Annotated in this window: 17 protein-coding genes; 10 read left to right on the top strand and 7 right to left on the bottom strand. The window is 62.9% G+C overall.

The annotated features are described in order from the left end of the window. Positions 1–24 precede the first annotated feature (24 nt). The 4 genes from ACSQ3L_RS30225 to ACSQ3L_RS30210 are packed head-to-tail and all read left to right on the top strand — an operon-like array spanning position 25 to position 4,873. The gene (locus ACSQ3L_RS30225) at positions 25–885 is read left to right on the top strand and encodes a carbohydrate ABC transporter permease (RefSeq protein ID WP_183445468.1); all 861 of its coding nucleotides are present in this window, start codon (positions 25–27) and stop codon (positions 883–885) included. Further along, positions 882–1,718 (top strand): carbohydrate ABC transporter permease, encoded by an 837-nt coding sequence (locus ACSQ3L_RS30220; protein WP_436163254.1) that lies wholly within the window; start codon positions 882–884, stop codon positions 1,716–1,718. Before ACSQ3L_RS30225 ends, ACSQ3L_RS30220 begins: the two co-directional genes overlap by 4 nt. 11 nt (positions 1,719–1,729) lie before the next feature. Then, entirely contained in the window at positions 1,730–2,809 is a 1,080-nt protein-coding gene (locus ACSQ3L_RS30215) for an ABC transporter ATP-binding protein (RefSeq protein WP_436163253.1), read from the top strand. 36 nt (positions 2,810–2,845) lie between these two features. After that, positions 2,846–4,873 carry an aldo/keto reductase gene (locus ACSQ3L_RS30210; protein ID WP_436163252.1) on the top strand — a complete coding sequence of 676 codons (2,028 nt, stop codon included), beginning with the start codon at positions 2,846–2,848 and terminating at the stop codon, positions 4,871–4,873. 27 nt (positions 4,874–4,900) lie between these two features. Here the strand turns inward: ACSQ3L_RS30210 and ACSQ3L_RS30205 are convergent, their stop codons facing one another. Next, a complete protein-coding gene (locus tag ACSQ3L_RS30205) occupies positions 4,901–5,947 on the bottom strand; it encodes an AraC family ligand binding domain-containing protein (protein WP_436163251.1) in 1,047 nt (348 codons plus the stop codon). 75 nt (positions 5,948–6,022) lie between these two features. Between ACSQ3L_RS30205 and ACSQ3L_RS30200 the strand changes: the two genes are divergently transcribed. From ACSQ3L_RS30200 to ACSQ3L_RS30175, 6 genes are all read left to right on the top strand, one after another. Then, a complete protein-coding gene (locus tag ACSQ3L_RS30200) occupies positions 6,023–7,489 on the top strand; it encodes an alpha-glucosidase/alpha-galactosidase (RefSeq protein ID WP_436163250.1) in 1,467 nt (488 codons plus the stop codon). Between the two features lie 121 nt (positions 7,490–7,610). Continuing rightward, on the top strand, positions 7,611–9,695 hold the full coding sequence (locus ACSQ3L_RS30195) for an ABC transporter substrate-binding protein (protein ID WP_436163249.1): 2,085 nt from the start codon (positions 7,611–7,613) through the stop codon (positions 9,693–9,695). 113 nt (positions 9,696–9,808) lie between these two features. Beyond that, complete coding sequence (locus ACSQ3L_RS30190) at positions 9,809–10,816, top strand: ABC transporter permease (protein WP_436163248.1); 1,008 nt, start codon at positions 9,809–9,811, stop codon at positions 10,814–10,816. 1 nt (position 10,817) lies between these two features. Continuing rightward, on the top strand, positions 10,818–11,957 hold the full coding sequence (locus tag ACSQ3L_RS30185; RefSeq protein ID WP_436163247.1) for an ABC transporter permease: 1,140 nt from the start codon (positions 10,818–10,820) through the stop codon (positions 11,955–11,957). A gap of 10 nt (positions 11,958–11,967) precedes the next feature. Further along, entirely contained in the window at positions 11,968–13,635 is a 1,668-nt protein-coding gene (locus ACSQ3L_RS30180) for an ABC transporter ATP-binding protein (protein WP_436163246.1), read from the top strand. Between the two features lie 19 nt (positions 13,636–13,654). After that, complete coding sequence (locus ACSQ3L_RS30175; protein ID WP_436163245.1) at positions 13,655–15,025, top strand: alpha-glucosidase/alpha-galactosidase; 1,371 nt, start codon at positions 13,655–13,657, stop codon at positions 15,023–15,025. A gap of 15 nt (positions 15,026–15,040) precedes the next feature. Here ACSQ3L_RS30175 and yacG read toward each other — a convergent pair whose 3' ends face one another. The 6 genes from yacG to hisD form a co-directional block, all read right to left on the bottom strand. Beyond that, complete coding sequence (yacG, locus tag ACSQ3L_RS30170; protein WP_436163244.1) at positions 15,041–15,238, bottom strand: DNA gyrase inhibitor YacG; 198 nt, start codon at positions 15,236–15,238, stop codon at positions 15,041–15,043. Further along, on the bottom strand, positions 15,235–15,864 hold the full coding sequence (locus ACSQ3L_RS30165) for a Maf-like protein (protein WP_436163243.1): 630 nt from the start codon (positions 15,862–15,864) through the stop codon (positions 15,235–15,237). The genes yacG and ACSQ3L_RS30165 overlap by 4 nt, the downstream gene beginning before the upstream one ends. Before the next feature lie 21 nt (positions 15,865–15,885). Beyond that, positions 15,886–16,104, bottom strand: coding sequence for a translation initiation factor IF-1 (gene infA / locus ACSQ3L_RS30160; protein ID WP_006200926.1), 219 nt, complete (start codon positions 16,102–16,104; stop codon positions 15,886–15,888). A 200-nt stretch (positions 16,105–16,304) separates the two neighbouring features. Next, positions 16,305–16,775, bottom strand: a complete 471-nt coding sequence (locus ACSQ3L_RS30155) for a low molecular weight phosphatase family protein (RefSeq protein WP_436163563.1) — start codon at positions 16,773–16,775, stop codon at positions 16,305–16,307. Then, positions 16,763–17,248, bottom strand: coding sequence for a UPF0262 family protein (locus tag ACSQ3L_RS30150; RefSeq protein ID WP_436163242.1), 486 nt, complete (start codon positions 17,246–17,248; stop codon positions 16,763–16,765). The genes ACSQ3L_RS30155 and ACSQ3L_RS30150 overlap by 13 nt, the downstream gene beginning before the upstream one ends. A gap of 6 nt (positions 17,249–17,254) precedes the next feature. Beyond that, complete coding sequence (gene hisD / locus ACSQ3L_RS30145; protein ID WP_436163241.1) at positions 17,255–18,547, bottom strand: histidinol dehydrogenase; 1,293 nt, start codon at positions 18,545–18,547, stop codon at positions 17,255–17,257. Position 18,548: the final 1 nt, after the last annotated feature.

Here is an 18,548-nt window from a genome sequence, read left to right as displayed (position 1 = left end):
GCCAACGGATGAAGGAGGAGGAAGATGCGCAATCGTAACGCCACGGCCTATCGCTTCCTCACGCCCTATCTGCTGATCTTTGCAATCTTCTGGGTGTGGCCGATCATCAGCTCGTTCATGATCTCCTTCCAGGCGACGCGCACCGTGCCGTGGCGGTTCGCGCCCGGCTTCAACTGGGGCCGATTGATCGGAGATCCGGCCTTCTTCAACGCGCTGAAGAACACGCTGCTCATCCTGGTCATCCAGGTGCCGGTGATGATCTCGCTGGCGCTCGTCATGGCGGTGCTGTTGAATTCGCCACTGCTCAAGGCGCGCGGCCTCTACCGCTTTGCCTTCTTCGCCCCGGTGGTGGTCGGCGAGGTCGCCTATTCGGCGGTGTTCCGGCTGATGTTCAACCTCGATTTCGGCATCATCAACAAGCTGTTGAACAGCGTCGGCCTGCCCAAGATCGACTGGTTCTCCAACGTCACGCCGGCGATGGCGCTGATCATGATCGCGGTGACCTGGCGCTGGGCCGGCTACAACGCCATCATCCTGCTCGCCGGCATGCAGTCAATTCCCGAAGATGTCTACGAGGCGGCGACGCTCGACCGCGTCAGCAAGCTCAAGCAATTCTTCTACATCACCCTGCCGCTGCTGAAGCCGGTCATCGTGTTCTGCCTTGTGCTGTCGATCATCGGCACCATGCAGCTGTTCACCGAACCCTTCCTGATCACCGAGCGCGGCGGACCGGGCGGCGGCACGGAGACGCTTGGCCTGCTGCTCTACCGCCAGGGTTTTCGGTCGCTCAATTTCGGCTACGCGTCGGCCGTCGCCTACACCATGGCCGGGCTGGCGATCGCCATCACGCTGGCGCAGCTGTGGCTGACGAGGGAACCGAAATGAGTTCGCTCTCCTCCGCCAGGCTGGGACGCAGCATCGCGCTGCATCTGTTCCTGACGCCGCTGGCGCTGATCTGGCTGTTTCCGCTGTGGATGATGGTGGTGTTCTCGACCATGCCGGACAACGGCATTTTCAGCCCCGGCATCGAGCTTTTGCCGCACGGCAATTTCATCGACAATTTCAACAATCTGCAGCGTGACACCAACTTCGTCGGCGCCATCGGCATCTCGGTCTCGGTGGCGGTGACCTACACGTTCCTGTCGGTGCTGCTGACGTCGATGGCCGGCTGGGCGCTCGCCCGCTACCAATTTTTCGGCAAGGGCGTGGTTGTCGCCATCATCCTGGGCACCATCACGCTTCCCTATGCGGTCGTGCTGATCCCCCAGTTCATCATGGTAGCGCGCGACTTCAAGCTCGCCAACACCTGGGTGGCGCTGATCGTGCCGCCGCTGTTCAATTCGCTCGGCGTGCTGTTCATGCGGCAGAGTTTTTCCATGATGCCGGACGACCTCTTTGATGCGGCGCGCGTCGAGGGCGTCAAGGAATGGCGCATCTTCGTTTTCGTCGCGCTGCCCTTGGCGCGGCCGATGCTGGCCGCGCTTGCCATCATCCTGTTCCTCGCCTCCTGGAACAATTATCTGTGGCCGCTTTTGATCAACAGCCAGCCCGGTTCGATGACGGCGCCTGTGGCGCTCGGCACGCTGATCGGCCTCACCAAGGTGTCGTGGGGCGGCATCATGGCGGGCGCGGTCATGCTGACGGTGCCGATGCTCGTCGTCTTCGTGCTGCTGCAGCGCCATTTCATCGCCGGCATCGCTGCCGGCGCGGTCAAGTAGACAGGATCAGCATGGCAACGGTTACGCTCAACAACGTCATCAAGCGCTTCGGTGTCTTCGAGGTCGTCCACGGTGCCAACATCGACGTCAAGCACGGCGAATTCGTCGTCTTCGTCGGTCCTTCCGGCTGCGGCAAGTCCACGCTGCTCAGGATGATCGCCGGGCTCGAGGACATCAGCGGCGGCGAGATCGCCATCGGCGGCAAGGTGGTGAACGATGTCGAGCCGGCCGACCGCGGCATTGCCATGGTGTTCCAGTCCTACGCGCTCTACCCGCACATGAGCGTCGAACAGAACCTCTCTTTCGGCCTGCGCATGACCGGCAATCCGAAGGCCGACACGGACAGGCGGGTGAAGCGGGCGGCTGAGATACTGCGCATCAGCGAATTGATGGACAGGCGCCCGAAAAAACTCTCCGGCGGCCAGCGCCAGCGCGTCGCCATCGGCCGCGCCATCGTGCGCGAACCGCAGGTGTTCCTGTTCGACGAGCCGCTCTCCAATCTCGACGCCGAATTGCGCGTCCAGATGCGGGTCGAGATCTCCCGGCTGCACAAGGAACTCGGCGCCACCATGATCTATGTCACGCACGACCAGACCGAGGCGATGACGCTCGCCGACAGGATCGTCGTGATGCGCGCCGGCCATATCGAGCAGATCGGCCGGCCGCTCGATCTCTATGACAACCCCGACAATCAGTTCGTCGCGGGCTTTGTAGGCTCGCCGAAGATGAATTTCATCAAAGGCCGGGTTGTCGGGCACGATGCGCGTGGTGTCGTGGTCGAGCTGGCGGGCCAGGAGAAAACCCGCATCACGCAACCGCTGACGGACGCCGCGCCCGAAACCGGAAACAAGGTCATCGTCGGCGTGCGGCCCGAACATTTCGGCAATGCCGGAGAGGGCGACACCGACCTTGTGGTTGCCATCGACGTGATCGAGCACCTGGGCGGCACGAGTTTCCTCTATGCCAGGACCGCCAACGGTGACGACGTGGTTGTCCAGCGCGACGCGGCAAAGGTCCCCGACACATCAGAAATCACCGTTTCCATCCGCAAATCCTACCTGTTCGACGAAAAAGGACTGCGGCTGCGCTGACCGGCCGCCCTTTCCAGCCTCCAAGGAGAAATGACAATGACCGCAACCACGCCCATTCGTTGGGGCATTCTCGGCCCGGGCAGCATCGCCCAGTCCTTTGCCGGCGGCGTGGCCGCTTCGCGCACCGGAAAGCTGGTTGCCATCGGCGCACGCAACCCCGCCAAGCCGGGCCTCGCCGAGAGCTTCCCCGGCGCGCGCATTCTGGACGGCTACGACGCGCTGCTCGCCGATCCCGACATCGACGCCGTCTATATTTCGATACCGCATCCCGGCCATGCGCAATGGGCGATCAGGGCGGCCGAGGCCGGAAAGCATGTGCTGTGCGAAAAGCCGATAGCGCTGACCGCTTTCGAGGCCGACGCCATGATGCATGCCGCGCGCAAGGCCGGCACATTCCTTGGCGAAGCCTTCATGTACCGGCTGCATCCGCAGACGCTGAAGCTGGTCGAGCTGATCAGGTCCGGTGTCATCGGCGAGATCAGGATGATCAAGTCGAGTTTCGGCTTCGCCATGCCGAGCTTCATGCCGCAGCACCGGCTCTATGCCAACGACCTCGCCGGAGGCGGCATTCTTGACGTCGGCGGCTATCCCGTCTCGATGGTGCGGCTGATTGCCGGCGCCGCAGCCGGAAAACCCTTCGCCGAGCCGGACAAGGTGGTCGGCACCGCCCATCTTGGCCAGTCCGGCGTCGACGAATGGGCCTCCGCGCTGCTGCATTTCCCCGGCGGCATTGTCGCCGAAGTCTCCTGCAGCATCTCGCTTAACCAGGACAATGTCTTGCGCATTCTGGGCACAAAGGGCCGCATCGAGGTGCCGGACTTCTGGTTCGCCGGCGGCAATCGCGACGTCGGTCTCGGCCGGATCGACGTCATCGGATCCGATGGCACGCGCGAGACCATCAGCGTCGACGAGAAACGCCATGTCTATTCCTTCGAAGTCGACGCAGCCGGTGAGGCCATCCTCGCCGGCCGGCAAGAATTCGCCTGGCCGGGCATGGCCTGGGCGGAAAGCCTCGGCACCTTGCGTGTGCTCGACAGATGGCGGGCGGCAGCCGGCCTCGAATACGGGATCGAAAAGGCCGCGCAGCGAACCAACACCATCTCCGGTCGGCCTTTGCGATCGGGCGGGACGGCGATCGCCAAGCGCACGATCCCGGGTCTGTCGAAGCCGGCGTCGGTGGTGGCGCTGGGCTTCGAGGATTTCCGCACGTTTTCCTCGGGCTCGATCCTGCTCGATGCCTTTTTCGAGGCCGGCGGCAATCTCTTCGACACCGGCTATGTCTATGGCGGCGGCTATACCGAGAAGCTGCTTGGCGAGTGGTTGAAAAACCGCGGCGTGCGCGCGCAATCGGTGGTCATCGCCAAGGGTGCGCATTCGCCGCTTTGCTATCCAGACGTGATCGGCAAGCAGCTCGACCAGTCGCTCGACAGGCTGCAGACCGACCATGTCGATGTCTATTTCATGCACCGCGACAATCCGGACGTGCCGGTCGGCGAATTCGTCGATGCGATGGATCGCGAGGTGAAGGCCGGCCGCATCCGTGGCCCGTTCGGCGGCTCGAACTGGACGATGGAGCGCATGGATGAGGCGATCGCCTATGCCGAACGCACCGGCAAGCAAAAGCCCGGCGCGCTGTCCAACAATTTCTCGCTGGCCGAAATGCTGGAGCCGATCTGGGCTGGCTGCGTGACCTCATCGAGCGATGCCTGGAAGGCCTGGCTGACTGCCCGGCAGATGCCGAATTTCGCCTGGTCGAGCCAAGGGCGCGGCTTCTTCACCGATCGCGCCGGTCGGGACAAGCAGGACAATGAGGAGTTGGTTCGGGTCTGGTACTCGGAGCGGAATTTCGGCCGCCGCGACCGGGCGATCGAACTTGCCGCGAGACTGGGCAAGAGCCCGATCCATATCGCGCTGGCCTATGTGCTCGCTCAGCCCTTCCCATCCATCCCGCTGATCGGGCCGCGCACGCTTGACGAGTTGGACGACAGCCTGCGCGCCCTCGACATCACGCTTTCACGGGCCGATCTCGAATGGCTGGATGGCGGCAGTCGGCGCGCTGCCTAGCCAGCTGCCTGCTTAACAGTGGCGGCGTCAGGTCTCGTCATCAGACGCCCTGACGCCGCGCCTGGCCGGGGTTCTCATGCTGGCATACATGCCGGTGGTGCGGAATTGGCTGGGCGTGATGCCGTAGCAGCGGCGGAAGACCTTCGAAAAATAGTTCGCGTCCTCGAAGCCGCACAGGATGGCGACTTCCTTGACCGGCAGGAAATCCGCCTTGGTCAGCAGCTTCGCCGCGCGTTGCAGGCGTTGCTGCAGCACGAACTCGGCCGGCGGCAGGCCCTCGCTTTCGGCAAAACAGCGTGAGAAATGAGCCCGGCTGAGACCACTGATCTGGACCAGGTCCGCCACTGGCAGCGGCCTGTCGAGATTGGCATTGATGTGATCGATGACAGGCTGCATGGCGCTCTGTTTTTCGGCGAAGGCATGAGAGCCGAAGACATCGTCATAAAGCGCCATCGCAGCCTCATAGGCGACAGCGGAAGCAGCACCCGGCGAAGCGGCCCCTTTGATCAGGCGCAGGCTGCAATCGGCAAGGTGATCGATCGTCGCCTGCTGCAGCCGAAATACGGGACCGGAGACGCTGAGGATCGACTTGTGGATGCGCAACGCCTCCTCGCCGTTCATCGAAATCCAGAAATATTCCCAGCGCTCATCCCTGGCCAGCCAGTAGCGGTGGTTGTGCGGCACCAGCACCAGCAATGTGTCGTTCTTCTGCAGGCGGTAGTTGCGGTTTTCGTAGCGCAGCCGGCCGGTCCCGCTGATCGTGTGCTGGAGCACGGTGAACGGTGTCTGGCCGCGCCTGCGCCCATCCCAGTCGTAGGTTTCGTCCTCGCGCACTTCATAGCCCGTGCTCGTCGGCATGGCATGCAGGCGCTGGCGCCCGCGCGGCAGCGAGATCGTGCGCATCGACTGTCCGTGAGCTATCAAATCCCGCAGCACAAAATTACCCCTGAAAGCATAATCCTTCTCTGGTCGCGCTCGCGAATAAGCGCATAATCCCCGTCGAAAAGCGAGAGAGATCCGCAGGCGAGGAGCGGACAAGGAGGTTGGCGAGCCGGATTCCGGCTTGTCCTGCATACATGTCGCAGCATGTGGCTACAGCTTCCCATTGTCATTCCTTGCCTGCCATTTGAATGGGATGAGGTGCGGCTGATGAGTTTCAAAATCGCTATCATTGGTGCCGGCAGCGTCGGCTTCACCAAGAAACTGTTCACCGACATCCTGTGCGTGCCCGAATTCAAGGACATCGAATTCGCGCTGACCGACGTCAGCGAGCACAATCTTCAGATGATCAAGGCGATCCTCGACAGGATCGTCGAGGCGAACAGATTGCCGACCAGGGTGACGGCGACCACAGACCGCCGCAAGGCGCTCGAAGGTGCTCGCTATGTTATCAGCTGCGTACGGGTCGGCGGCCTTGAAGCCTATGCCGACGATATCCGCATTCCCCTGAAATACGGTATCGACCAATGCGTCGGCGACACGATCTGTGCCGGCGGCATTCTCTATGGCCAGCGCAACATCCCGGTGGTCCTGGATTTCTGCAAGGACATCCGCGAGGTCGCCGAGACGAACGTCAAATTCCTGAACTACGCCAACCCGATGGCGATGAACACGTGGGCGGCGATCGAATACGGCAAGGTCGACACCGTCGGGCTCTGCCACGGCGTCCAGCACGGCGCCGAGCAGATCGCCGAGGTGCTTGGCGCGAAGTCCACGCAGGAGCTCGACTATGTCTGTTCCGGCATCAACCACCAGACCTGGTTCATCGATCTGCGCCTGAACGGCCGTCCTATCGGCAAAGACGAACTGGTGGCCGCCTTCGAGGCGCACCCGGTCTATTCCAGGCAGGAGAAACTGCGCATCGATGTCCTGAAGCGCTTCGGCGTCTATTCGACCGAGAGCAACGGCCATCTTTCCGAATATCTGCCCTGGTACCGCAAACGTCCCGACGAGATCACGCGCTGGATCGATATGTCCGACTGGATCCATGGCGAGACGGGCGGGTATCTCCGTTACTCCACCGAAACCCGCAACTGGTTCGAGACGGAATATCCGCAGTTCCTCGAAGCGGCGTCAAAGCCGATCGACCGCGAGAAACGCTCCAATGAGCATGCCAGCCGCATATTGGAGGCGCTGGAGACCAACCGTGTCTATCGCGGCCACTTCAACGTCAAGAACAATGGCGTGATCACCAACCTGCCGCAGGACGCCATCATCGAGTCGCCCGGCTTCGTCGACCGTTTCGGCATCAACATGGCCGCCGGCATCACGCTGCCGGAAGCGTGTGCGGCCACCTGCATCGCCTCGATCAACGTCCAGCGCATGTCGGTGCATGCCGCGATATCAGGCGACATCGATCTTCTGAAGCTCGCCGTGCTGCACGACCCGCTGGTCGGCGCGGTTTCGACGCCGGAGGAGGTCTGGCAGATGGTGGACGAAATGGTCGTCGCCCAGGCGGCCTGGCTGCCGCAATATGCCCATGCGGTTCCGGCAGCCAGGGAGCGGCTATCGACATCCCAGGTGAAGACCCGCGAGTGGGCGGGCGCCGCACGGCGCAGCGTTCGCTCGATCGAGGAATTGCGCGCCGAAAAAGCCGCGCTGAAGCAAGCCGGCTGAAACCTCATAATACGGTGATGGTGGATCCAGGGGAGGCGGATCCACTGCCACGAAACCGTTTGAATTCGAGGAGAAGCGGAGCGGGTGCAAAGCTCCGGAACAAACAAGAGGGAGAGAGACAGTGAGGAATTTATACGATATCGGCCTTGCCGCCGGACTGGCGCTGAGCGTCTCGGTCTCGGCACTCAATGCATACGCTTCCGAGCCGACGGTTCCGCCGGCGCCGACACCGTTCCCCGCCGAGGGCAAGATCAACTATGTCGCGCGCGACTCCATCCTGGAGTACAAGGCGCTCCCCGAATATCACGAGCCCGACTGGGTCACCGAGAAATACGTCAAGACCGGCAAGCTGCCGCCGGTGAAGGACAGGCTGCCTAAGGAACCGCTGGTCTTCAAGACAAGCAATATGCAGGACGGCATCGGCGTCTATGGCGATACGATGCGCCATGTCATCGGCGGGCGGCCAGAAGGCTGGAATTACGGCGCCGGCCAGACGCAAGGCTGGGGCGGCATCGATATCGGCCTGTCCGAATGCCTGACGCGCACCGCGCCGCTGTTCCAGGTCGAGGCCAAGGACACCGAGCCGCTGCCGAACCTGGCCAGGAGCTGGGACTGGTCGAGCGATGGCCACAAGCTGACCATGCATCTCATCGAAGGCGCTAAATGGTCGGATGGCGTTGCCTTCAACGCCGACGACGTCATGTTCTACTGGGACGACGAGGTCGTTGACCCCAATGTCTCGCCGCTGAACGGCGCGACGCCGGAAACCTTCGGCGTCGGCACGACGTTGAAGAAGATCGACGACTACACCGTCGAGTGGACCTTCAAGGATGCGTTCCCGAAACAATATCTCTATGCGATGGCCTATGGCACTTTCTGTCCCGGCCCCGCGCACATTCTGAAGCCGCAGCATCCGAAATATTCGAAGAACACCTACGACCAGTTCAAGAATGCCTTCCCGCCGGAATTCATGAACATGCCGGTGATGGGCGGCTGGGTGCCGGTCGAATACCGGCCGGACGACATCATCGTCATGCGCCGCAACCCCTACTACTGGAAGGTCGACGAGAAGGGTAACCAGCTGCCTTACCTCAACGAACTGCACTACAAGCTGTCGACCTGGGCCGACCGCGACGTCCAGGCGGTTGCCGGCGCGGCCGACTTCTCCAATCTGGAGCAGCCGGAAAACTTCGTCGCCTCGCTGAAGCGTGCGGCGGAGGCGAATGCGCCCGCACGGCTGGCCTTCGGGCCGCGGCTCATCGGTTACAATCTGCGCTTTAATTTTTCCGCCAATGGCTGGGGCAATCCGGACGAGCGCGGCCAAGCGATCCGCGAACTGAACCGCAACGAGGATTTTCGCAAGGCCGTCACCATGGCGCTCGACCGCAAGGCGCTCGGCGACTCGCTGGTCAAGGGGCCGTTCACCGCCATCTATCCCGGAGGCCTGTCATCGGGCACCAGCTTCTATGACCGCGATTCGACGGTCTACTACCCCTTCGACCTCGAGGGCGCCAAGGCCGAACTCGCCAAGGCCGGCCTCAAGGATACGGACGGCGACGGCTTCGTGAACTTCCCTCCCGGCACCGCCGGCGGCAAGAATGTCGAGATCGTGATGCTGGTCAACAACGACTATACGACTGACAAGAGCCTTGCCGAAGGCGTCGTGGCCCAGATGGAAAAGCTCGGGCTTCGGGTCGTGCTCAACGGCCTCAACGGCACACAGCGCGACGCTTCCCAGTATTCCGGCCGCTTCGATTGGCTGGTACGACGCAACGAACAGGAACTGACCTCGGTGGTGCAGAACACCGTGCAGCTTGTCCCGGTCGGTCCACGCACCAGCTGGGACCATCGTGCGCCGGAAAACGGCGAGGTCGATGTGATGCCGTTCGAAAAGGACCTCGTCGACATCGTCAACAAGTTCGTCTCGACGCAGGACAATGACCAGCGTGCCAGCCTGATGAAACAATTCCAGAAGATCTCGACGGAGCACGTCTACAATGTCGGCCTGACGGAATATCCCGGCGCGCTGATCGTCAACAAGCGCTTCTCGAACATTCCGCAGGGCACGCCGATCTTCATGTTCAACTGGGCCGAAGATTCGATCATCCGTGAACGGGTCTTCGTCGCGGCCGACAAGCAGGCGAAATACGAATTGTTCCCGCAAGAGCTTCCTGGCAAGCCCGGAGAAAAGGGGCCGATGGACTAGGTTTACCTCCCTGACTGAGAGAATTCCGGTCGCGCCGCTGGCGCGGCCGGACAAAACCAACCTCCGGACGCAACCAAAGGGCGCGGTCGGCGAGATGAGGAAGCGGACCGTCCATGTTGCGATTCCTGCTCACGCGCATAGCGTCGGCAATACCGGTTCTCGCCATTTTGAGCCTGGTCACCTTTGCCATCATCCAGGCGCCGCCGGGCGACTATGCCGATTACATCCGCTCGCAGGCGATCAACCAGGGTGGAGCCTCATTCGCCGAGGCCGACGCGCAGGCAAAGGCCTATCGCATCGAGCATGGCCTCGATAAGCCGCTGCCCGTCCAGTACCTCAACTGGATCGGCGGCATCATCACCCGCGGCGATTTCGGCTACAGTCTCTACTACAACAAGCCGGTCGCCGAAGTGGTCGGTGAGCGCCTGCCGCGCACGCTCCTTCTGGCGCTGGTCTGCCACCTGCTCGCCTCGGTGCTGGGCATCACATTCGGCATATGGGCGGCGACCCGGCAATACACCTGGATCGACTCGACACTGTCGGCCATCTCCTTCCTCGGCATGACGGTGCCGCGCTTCCTGATGGCGCTGATCATCGTCTATCTCCTGGTCTTCCAGTTCAACGTGTCGGAGATCGGCAGCTTCTTCTCGCCACAGTATGGCGGCGCGCCGTGGTCGTGGGCCAAGCTCGTCGATCTGGTCAAACATGTCTGGCCGGTCGTGGCGATCGCGACTTTCGGCGGTCTCGCCTACAATATGCGCGTCATGCGCGGCAACCTGCTCGACACGCTGAATGCACAATATGTCGAGACGGCCAGGGCTAAGGGGCTGACCGGCGCCGCCGTCGTCATGCGCCACGCCGTACCCAACGCGCTGCACCCGCTCGTCATGTATCAAGGCGTGGTGCTACCCTATATGCTGACCGGCGAGATCGAGACCGCAATCATCTTCGCGCTGCCGACCGTCGGCCCGGCGATCGTCGGCTCCATGGCCGTCGGCGACGTCTATGTCACCGCCACCTTCATGATGGTCTTGTCGGCGACGCTGATCGTCGGCAACATCATCGCCGACATGCTGCTCGTCCTGCTCGACCCGCGCGTGCGCCAGTTCGGGGAAAGCTGAGATGCTGGCGCGCGATCCATCCCCTCCACCGCTGCCGGCCGAAGGACCCATCGTCGCCAAACCGCCGCGCGGCAACGAAAGCTATATCGCACTTGTCTGGCGCCGGCTGAAGCGCTCCTGGACCGGCATGGCCGGGCTTTGGCTCGTCGTGCTTCTGCTGGTGATGGCCGTGTTCGCCGAGTTCATCGCGCCAATGGACCCGAAAGTCACGGATGTCGGCTTTGCTCCGCCGCAGCTGCCAAGCTTCCATGACAAGGACGGCAGCTTTGTCGCGCGGCCGAGGGTCTATGCGCTGGCCGATTCGGCGGACCTCGATCCGGTCACCTTCCAACCCGTCGTCGGCCCCGACTATGACCACCCAAGGCTGCTTGGTTTCTTTGTGCATGGCGCGCCCTACAAATTATTCGGGCTGGTGCCTGCAGACCGGCATCTGTTCGGCTCGCTGGACGGCCAGCCGGTGCATTTTCTCGGCACCGACAAGTTCGGCCGCGACGTGCTGTCGCGCGCTATCCACGGTTCGCGTGTCTCGCTGATGATCGCGCTGACGGTCGTCTTCATCATCACCGTCATCGGCACCACCGTTGGCATGGTCTCCGGCTATTTTGGCGGTAGGTTCGACGTTTGGATGCAACGCTTCGTCGAACTGGTGCTCGCCTTCCCGCAACTGCCGCTCTATCTGGCGCTGACGACGCTGATCCCGGTCACCGCTCCCACCAACGTCTTCCTCGCTTTCGTCATTATCGTCATGTCGGCGCTGGGCTGGGCGCAGATGTCGCGCGAGGTGCGCGGCAAGACGCTGGCGCTGGCGCGGATCGAGTATGTGCGCGCCGCCATGGCGGTCGGCGCCACCGACCGGCGCATCATCATGCAGCACATCTTTCCCAATGTGATGAGCCATGTGATCGTCGCCGTGACGCTGGCGATCCCGACGGTGGTGCTGCTCGAATCCTTCCTCGGTTTCCTCGGCTTCGCCGTCAAGCCGCCGCTGATCTCGTGGGGCCTGATGCTGCAGGACACCGCGACCTATTCCGTTATCGGCACCTATCCCTGGATCCTGTCGCCGGTCGGTTTCGTGCTCGTCACCGTCTTTGCTTTCAACGCGCTGGGCGACGGCCTGCGTGACGCCGTCGACCCTTATTGAGGTGCCACAGATGTCCGTCGCGCTCGCCGAATCCTTCGCACCAACCGTCCGTCACGACCATGACGGACGCCAGGACCAGCCCGTCATCGACGCCCGCAACGTCGCCGTGGCCTTCAAGGTCGAGCATGGCGTCGTCGAAGCCGTCAAGGACATCTCGTTTCAGCTCTATCGCGGCGAGACGATCGCAATCGTCGGCGAATCCGGTTCCGGCAAGTCGGTGACAGCTCGCACCGTCATGGGACTGCTGTCGCGGCGCGCCACCGTGTCGCCCGGCTCCAGCGTCTGCTATGACGGGCAAAACATCCTGAAATTTCCCGAAAGCGCCCGGCGCAAGCTGCGCGGCGATCGCATTTCGATGATCTTCCAGGAGCCGATGAGCTCGCTCAACCCGATCTATACGGTCGGCAGCCAGATCGTCGAGGCGATCAGAGTGCATCGCAAGGTCAGCCGCAAGCAGGCCTGGGCGCGAGCGCTGGAACTTCTGCAGCACGTGCAGATTCCCGATCCCGCCGCGCGGCTTAAGCAATATCCGCACCAACTCTCGGGCGGGCAACGCCAGCGGGTGATGATTGCCATGGCGCTGGCCAACAATCCCGACGTGCTGATCGCCGACGAGCCGACCACGGCGCTCGATGTCACCGTCCAGGCGCAAATCCTGAACCTGATCCGCAGCCTGCAGAAAGAGCTGCGCATGGCGGTGATCCTGATCACCCACGACCTGACCGTGGTGCGCCAGTTCTCCGACTACGTCTATGTCATGCAGCATGGCGAAATGTGCGAGCACAACGTCACCGAACGGCTTTTCGAAGATCCGCGGCATCCCTATACGAGGCGGCTGCTGGCTTCGGAGCCGCGCGGGCAGCCCAAACCGCTGCCGGAGGGTTGCGGCACCATTCTCGAGGCCAGCGGAGTGCGCGTTTCATTCATGCTGCGCCACGGCACCTTCCTGAAACCGGACTGGCGCGAGCTGGTTGCCGTCGACGATCTCAGCCTCAGCCTGTGCCGGCATGAGACGCTGGGCCTGGTCGGCGAATCCGGCTCCGGCAAGACCACCTTCGGCCAGGCCCTGCTGCGGTTGATCGATGCCAAGCGCGGCGAGATCCGTTTCGACGGCAAGCCGATCCACGGCCTGTCGAGGGCCGAGATGCGGCCGCTGCGCTCGCGCATGCAGATCGTCTTCCAGGATCCTTTCTCCTCGCTCAATCCGCGCATGACGATCGGCCAGATCATCGAGGAAGGGCTGGTCGTCAACAGCATAGGGGCAACCCGGCGCGAGCGGGTCGAACGGGTGCGCGAGGCGCTGGTCGCCGCCGGCATGCCGGGCGATATATTGTCGCGGTTTCCGCACGAATTCTCCGGCGGCCAGCGGCAACGCATCGCGATCGCCCGTGCCATAGCGCTCGAACCCGAATTCATCCTGCTCGACGAGCCGACATCCGCGCTCGACCTCTCCGTCCAGGCGCAGATCATCGACTTGCTGCGCATGCTGCAGGACGAGCGCGGCCTCAGCTATCTCTTCATCTCGCACGACCTCAAGGTGGTGCGCGCGCTGTGCCACCGCGTCATCGTCATGCAGAACGGCAAGATCGTCGAGCAGGGTCCCGTCGACGACGTTCTGTCCAATCCCAAGACCGCCTACACCGAACGGCTCGTCAGGGCCGCTTTCGACGTGGCCTGAACATATGCCGGAGGTTAGCATGGCAAGAAATCCCAAGATCACGTTCATCGGCGCCGGCTCGACGGTGTTCATGAAGAACATTGTCGGCGACCTGCTGCAGCGCTCGTCGCTTTCCGGCGCGACGATCGCGCTGATGGACATCAATCCGCAGCGGCTGGAAGAGAGCGCCATCGTCGTCAACAAGCTGATCGCGACGCTCGGCGTCAAGGCGAAGGCCGAGACCCATTCGGACCAGCGCAAGGCGCTGGCGGGTGCCGATTTCGTCGTCGTCGCCTTCCAGATCGGCGGCTATGAGCCCTGCACGGTCACCGACTTCGAAGTGCCGAAGAAATACGGCCTGCGCCAGACGATCGCCGACACGCTCGGCGTCGGCGGCATCATGCGGGGCTTGAGGACCGTGCCGCATCTGTGGAAGATCTGCGAGGACATGCTCGCCGTCTGCCCACAGGCGATCATGCTGCAATACGTCAACCCGATGGCAATCAACACCTGGGCGATATCAGAGAAATACCCCGACATCAGGCAGGTCGGCCTCTGCCATTCGGTGCAGGGCACGGCGATGGAGCTGGCGCACGATCTCGACCTTCCCTACGAAGACATCCGTTATCGCTCGGCCGGCATCAACCACATGGCCTTCTACCTGAAATTCGAGCATCGCCAGCCGGACGGCTCCTACCGCGACCTCTATCCCGATCTCGTGTGCGCCTACCGCGAAGGCCGTGCGCCCAAGCCCGGCTGGAACCCGCGCTGCCCTAACAAGGTGCGCTACGAGATGCTGACCAGGCTCGGCTATTTCGTCACCGAAAGCTCGGAGCATTTCGCCGAATACACGCCCTATTTCATCAAGGAAGGCCGCCCGGACCTGATCGAGAAGTACGGGATCCCGCTGGATGAGTATCCCAAGCGCTGCATCGAACAGATCGAGCGCTGGAAGGGGCAGGCGGAAGCCTATCGTTCGGCCGATCGCATCGAGGTCGAGCAGTCCCGGGAATATGCCTCCTCGATCATGAATTCGGTCTGGACCGGCGAGCCGTCGGTGATCTACGGCAATGTCCGTAACAATGGCTGCATCACCTCGCTGCCCCGGGATTGTGCCGCCGAAGTGCCGTGCCTGGTCGATGCTTCCGGCATCCAGCCGACCTATGTCGGCGAGCTGCCGCCGCAATTGACCGCGCTGATCCGCACCAACATCAACGTGCAGGAACTGACGGTGCGGGCGCTGATGACGGAAAACCGCGAGCACATCTACCATGCGGCGATGATGGACCCGCACACATCAGCCGAGCTCGATCTCGACCAGATCTGGTCACTGGTCGATGATCTCTTGGCCGCTCACGGTGACTGGTTGCCGGGCTGGGCGCGCGTCAACCGCAAGAACGAAGCCGCCTGATCGGCGGCGCTCGTCTTACTTCGGAGCGTCGGGGTCCGTCTCTTCCTCGTCGTCGCGGGCCTTGATGACATAGGCGCCCTTCAGCCAACGGTTGAGGTCGATGTCCTTGCACCGCGTCGAGCAGAACGGAAAGGTGTCGCGCGCCGATGGCTTGCCGCATTCGGGGCAGGGGCGCTTCGGGCGCAAGGGCGTGACTTTGGAATCCGAATTCATAGCCGGGGTCCCGCCAGCCAGTCGCCATGCACCTTGAAGCCTTCGCCGCTCAGCAGCGCGACGGTCTCGTAGAGCGGCAGCCCGACGATGTTGGTGTAGGAGCCGACCAGCTTGACGACGAAGGCGCCGGCGAGACCCTGGACGGCGTAGCCGCCGGCCTTGCCGCGCCATTCACCCGAGGCGACATAGGCGTCGATCTCCTCGCGCGGCAGCCGCTTGAAGCGCACCCGCGTCTCGACCAGCCGCTGGCGCAGCTTGCCTCCTGGGGTGATCAGGCAGATGCCGGAATAGACCCTATGCGAACGGCCCGACAACAGCCCGAGGCAGTTGGCGGCGTCGTCGAGGGTTTCTGCCTTGGGCAGGATACGCCGCCCGACGGCAACCACCGTGTCGGCGGCCAGCACGAAGCCCGGCGCATAGTCGGCTTCGGTCTGCAGCGAGGCGAACGCCTTCTCGGCCTTTTCCTTCGACAGCCGCTTGGCCAGCGAGCGTGGATGCTCGGCACGCAGCGGCGTTTCGTCGACATCGGCCGGCAGCACACGATCCGGCTCGATGCCGGCCTGCTGCAAGAGCTCGATCCGACGTGGCGAACCCGAGGCAAGCACCAGCTTCTGCAAAATGCTCATCGCGGACCAGTCGGGCTTTGCTTACTTGAAACGATAGGTGATGCGGCCCTTGGTCAGGTCGTATGGCGTCATCTCGACCAGAACCTTGTCGCCGGTCAGCACGCGGATGCGGTTCTTGCGCATGCGGCCGGCCGTATGGGCGATGATCTCGTGTTCGTTTTCGAGCTTTACCCGGAACATCGCGTTGGGCAACAATTCCGTCACGACACCCGGAAACTCGAGGACTTCTTCCTTCGGCATTCGATACCTTTGCTTGGATGGGAGTTCCAGCGCCTAGAGCATGATGCCGAAAAGTGTGAAGCGGTTTTCGGACGACATCATGCTCTACTTCTTTGATTTAGAAACGGATTCACATTTCAGGTCGAACAGACCTGAAATCATCCGACTCTAGCCGGAATTTCGGCGGAACCTATATGATAATCGTGCGCTTGTGAACACGCTTAATCCGTCGCGTTTTTTGCCTCTGGAAGCAAAAAACGTCGGCCGATCCGCGCTTTCAGCCGCTCGCGCACGTCCCGATAGGCTGCCATGATCTGTTCGCGCGTGCCGCTGGCACCGGTCGGGTCCGGCGTCGGCCAGTATTCGACCTCGACGGCGAGCGAGCGGGTGAGCTCGAGCGCGGCATGGTGCGCTTCGGGCGCCAGCGTGACGATGAGGTCGAAATAGTCGTCCTCAAGATCGTCCATCGTCTTTGGGTGACGCTCGCCCAGCGTGAGACCTTCCTCGGCCAGCACCGCATCGACGAACGGATCGCGCTCGCCGGCGCGAACGCCGGCCGAAGCGACGAAGATGGTGGCGGGCAGCATGCGCCGCGCCAGCTGCTCTGCCATTGGCGAGCGCACGGCATTCATGCCGCACAGGAACAGGATCGAACGGGGCAGGGCGCCGGGTGCCAGGGCTAGCCCCGCCAGTGCAGCACGCAGACCAGCGTGAACAGCCGGCGCGCCGTGTCGAAATCGATGTCGATCTTGCCGGACAGCCGATCCATCAGTGTTTGCGAGCCTTCATTGTGCAGGCCGCGGCGGCCCATGTCGATCGCCTCGATGTGGCTCGGCGTCGAGGAGCGGATGGCGTCGTAATAGCTTTCGCAGATCATGTAATAGTCCTTGACGATGCGCCTGAGCGGCGTCAACGACAGGATATGGGTGACGACGGCACCGCCATCCTCGCGCGCCACGGCAAACACCAGGCGCTGCTCGGCCAGCGACAGTTTCAGCCGATACGGGCCGTCGCCGCTGTCATTGACCGGTTGAAAACTGTTCTCCTCGATCAGGTCGAAGATCGCCACCGCGCGTTCATGCTCGACATCGGGTGTCGAACGGCCGATCGATTCATCGAGTTCGACATCGATCAGCCTGGCGCGGGTTTGATCGGAGTCCGACATCGCGGCCTACATGTTCAACCGTATGGCGACGGAGCGTCCGTGCGCATCAAGGCCTTCCGCCTTGGCGAGCGCAATCGCCGCCGGCGCCAGGATACGCAACTGCTCCGGTCCGAGCCTGAGGATCGAGGTGCGCTTGACGAAATCGAGCACGGAAAGGCCGGACGAGAAGCGTGCCGAACGCGCCGTCGGCAACACATGGTTGGAGCCGCCGACATAGTCGCCGATGGCTTCCGGCGTGTGCCGGCCGAGAAACACGGCACCGGCATTGCGCATCCGCGACAGGAAACCCTCGGCATCGTCGATGGCGAGTTCGACATGTTCGGCGGCGATGCGATCGACCAGCGGCAGCGAGGATTCAATGGTTGGAACCAGGATCACAGCGCCAAAATCGCGCCAGCTTGCCGCTGCCGTCTCGGCGCGCGGCAGGCTCTGCAACTGGCGCTCAACCGCCTGTTCGACGGCGGTGCCGAAGGCCGGATCGTCGGTGACCAGGATCGACTGCGCCGATGTGTCGTGCTCGGCCTGGGCCAGCAGATCGGCAGCGATCCAGTCCGGATCGTTGCTGCCGTCGGCCACGACGAGCACTTCCGAAGGCCCGGCGATCATGTCGATGCCGACGGTGCCGAACACCTGCCGCTTGGCGGCCGCGACATAGGCATTGCCCGGGCCGACGATCTTGGCGACCGGCCTGATTGTTTCGGTGCCGTAGGCAAGGGCCGCGATCGCTTGCGCGCCGCCGACGCGGTAGATTTCCGACACGCCCGCAATATCGGCCGCCACCAGCACCAGCGGATTGATGATGCCGCCCGGCGCCGGCACGACCATGACGATGCGTTCTACGCCGGCCACTCTGGCCGGGACGGCGTTCATCAGCACCGAGCTTGGATAGCTCGCCGTGCCGCCCGGCACATAGAGCCCGACCGCCTCGACCGCCGTCCAGCGCCAGCCGAGCTCGACGCCGGCGGCATCGGTGTAGCGGTCGTCCTTCGGCCGCTGCCGCCCATGATGCGAGCGGATGCGATCGCGCGCGAATTCCAGCGCCTCGATCGTCTTTGGGTCGGCGGCCTTGTAGGCTTGGGCGATGTCGTCCTTCGAGACGGCGATACCGAGTCCAGCCAGATCGGCGCGATCGAACTTCTGCGAATAGTCGATCAATGCCGCGTCGCCCTCGGCGCGCACGCGCGCGATGATGTCGCGCACCGCGGCATCGACATCGGCCGACACCTCCCGCTTGGTCAGGAGGAAGGCGGCGAAACGCTGCTCGAAATCGGCGTCGGACTGACGAAGCGTGATGGCCATT

The sequence above is a fragment of the Mesorhizobium sp. LjRoot246 genome, from assembly GCF_964254115.1.
Taxonomy (GTDB): Bacteria; Pseudomonadota; Alphaproteobacteria; order Rhizobiales; family Rhizobiaceae; genus Mesorhizobium.
The sequence above is the reverse complement of the archived record's forward strand: the minus strand, read 5'-3'. Positions and strand labels throughout refer to the sequence as shown.

Bases quoted from the DNA above. Each gene is read 5' to 3' on its own strand.
- ACSQ3L_RS30175 (WP_436163245.1), top strand. From the start codon at position 13,655: ATGGCAAGAAATCCCAAGATCACGTTCATCGGCGCCGGCTCGACGGTG.
- ACSQ3L_RS30210 (WP_436163252.1), top strand. From the start codon at position 2,846: ATGACCGCAACCACGCCCATTCGTTGGGGCATTCTCGGCCCGGGCAGC.
- ACSQ3L_RS30185 (WP_436163247.1), top strand. From the start codon at position 10,818: ATGCTGGCGCGCGATCCATCCCCTCCACCGCTGCCGGCCGAAGGACCC.
- ACSQ3L_RS30150 (WP_436163242.1), bottom strand. From the start codon at position 17,248: ATGTCGGACTCCGATCAAACCCGCGCCAGGCTGATCGATGTCGAACTC.
- yacG (WP_436163244.1), bottom strand. From the start codon at position 15,238: ATGAATTCGGATTCCAAAGTCACGCCCTTGCGCCCGAAGCGCCCCTGC.
- ACSQ3L_RS30200 (WP_436163250.1), top strand. From the start codon at position 6,023: ATGAGTTTCAAAATCGCTATCATTGGTGCCGGCAGCGTCGGCTTCACC.
- ACSQ3L_RS30190 (WP_436163248.1), top strand. From the start codon at position 9,809: ATGTTGCGATTCCTGCTCACGCGCATAGCGTCGGCAATACCGGTTCTC.
- ACSQ3L_RS30180 (WP_436163246.1), top strand. From the start codon at position 11,968: ATGTCCGTCGCGCTCGCCGAATCCTTCGCACCAACCGTCCGTCACGAC.
- ACSQ3L_RS30165 (WP_436163243.1), bottom strand. From the start codon at position 15,864: ATGAGCATTTTGCAGAAGCTGGTGCTTGCCTCGGGTTCGCCACGTCGG.
- infA (WP_006200926.1), bottom strand. From the start codon at position 16,104: ATGCCGAAGGAAGAAGTCCTCGAGTTTCCGGGTGTCGTGACGGAATTG.
- ACSQ3L_RS30205 (WP_436163251.1), bottom strand. From the start codon at position 5,947: ATGCAGGACAAGCCGGAATCCGGCTCGCCAACCTCCTTGTCCGCTCCT.
- ACSQ3L_RS30220 (WP_436163254.1), top strand. From the start codon at position 882: ATGAGTTCGCTCTCCTCCGCCAGGCTGGGACGCAGCATCGCGCTGCAT.
- hisD (WP_436163241.1), bottom strand. From the start codon at position 18,547: ATGGCCATCACGCTTCGTCAGTCCGACGCCGATTTCGAGCAGCGTTTC.
- ACSQ3L_RS30225 (WP_183445468.1), top strand. From the start codon at position 25: ATGCGCAATCGTAACGCCACGGCCTATCGCTTCCTCACGCCCTATCTG.
- ACSQ3L_RS30215 (WP_436163253.1), top strand. From the start codon at position 1,730: ATGGCAACGGTTACGCTCAACAACGTCATCAAGCGCTTCGGTGTCTTC.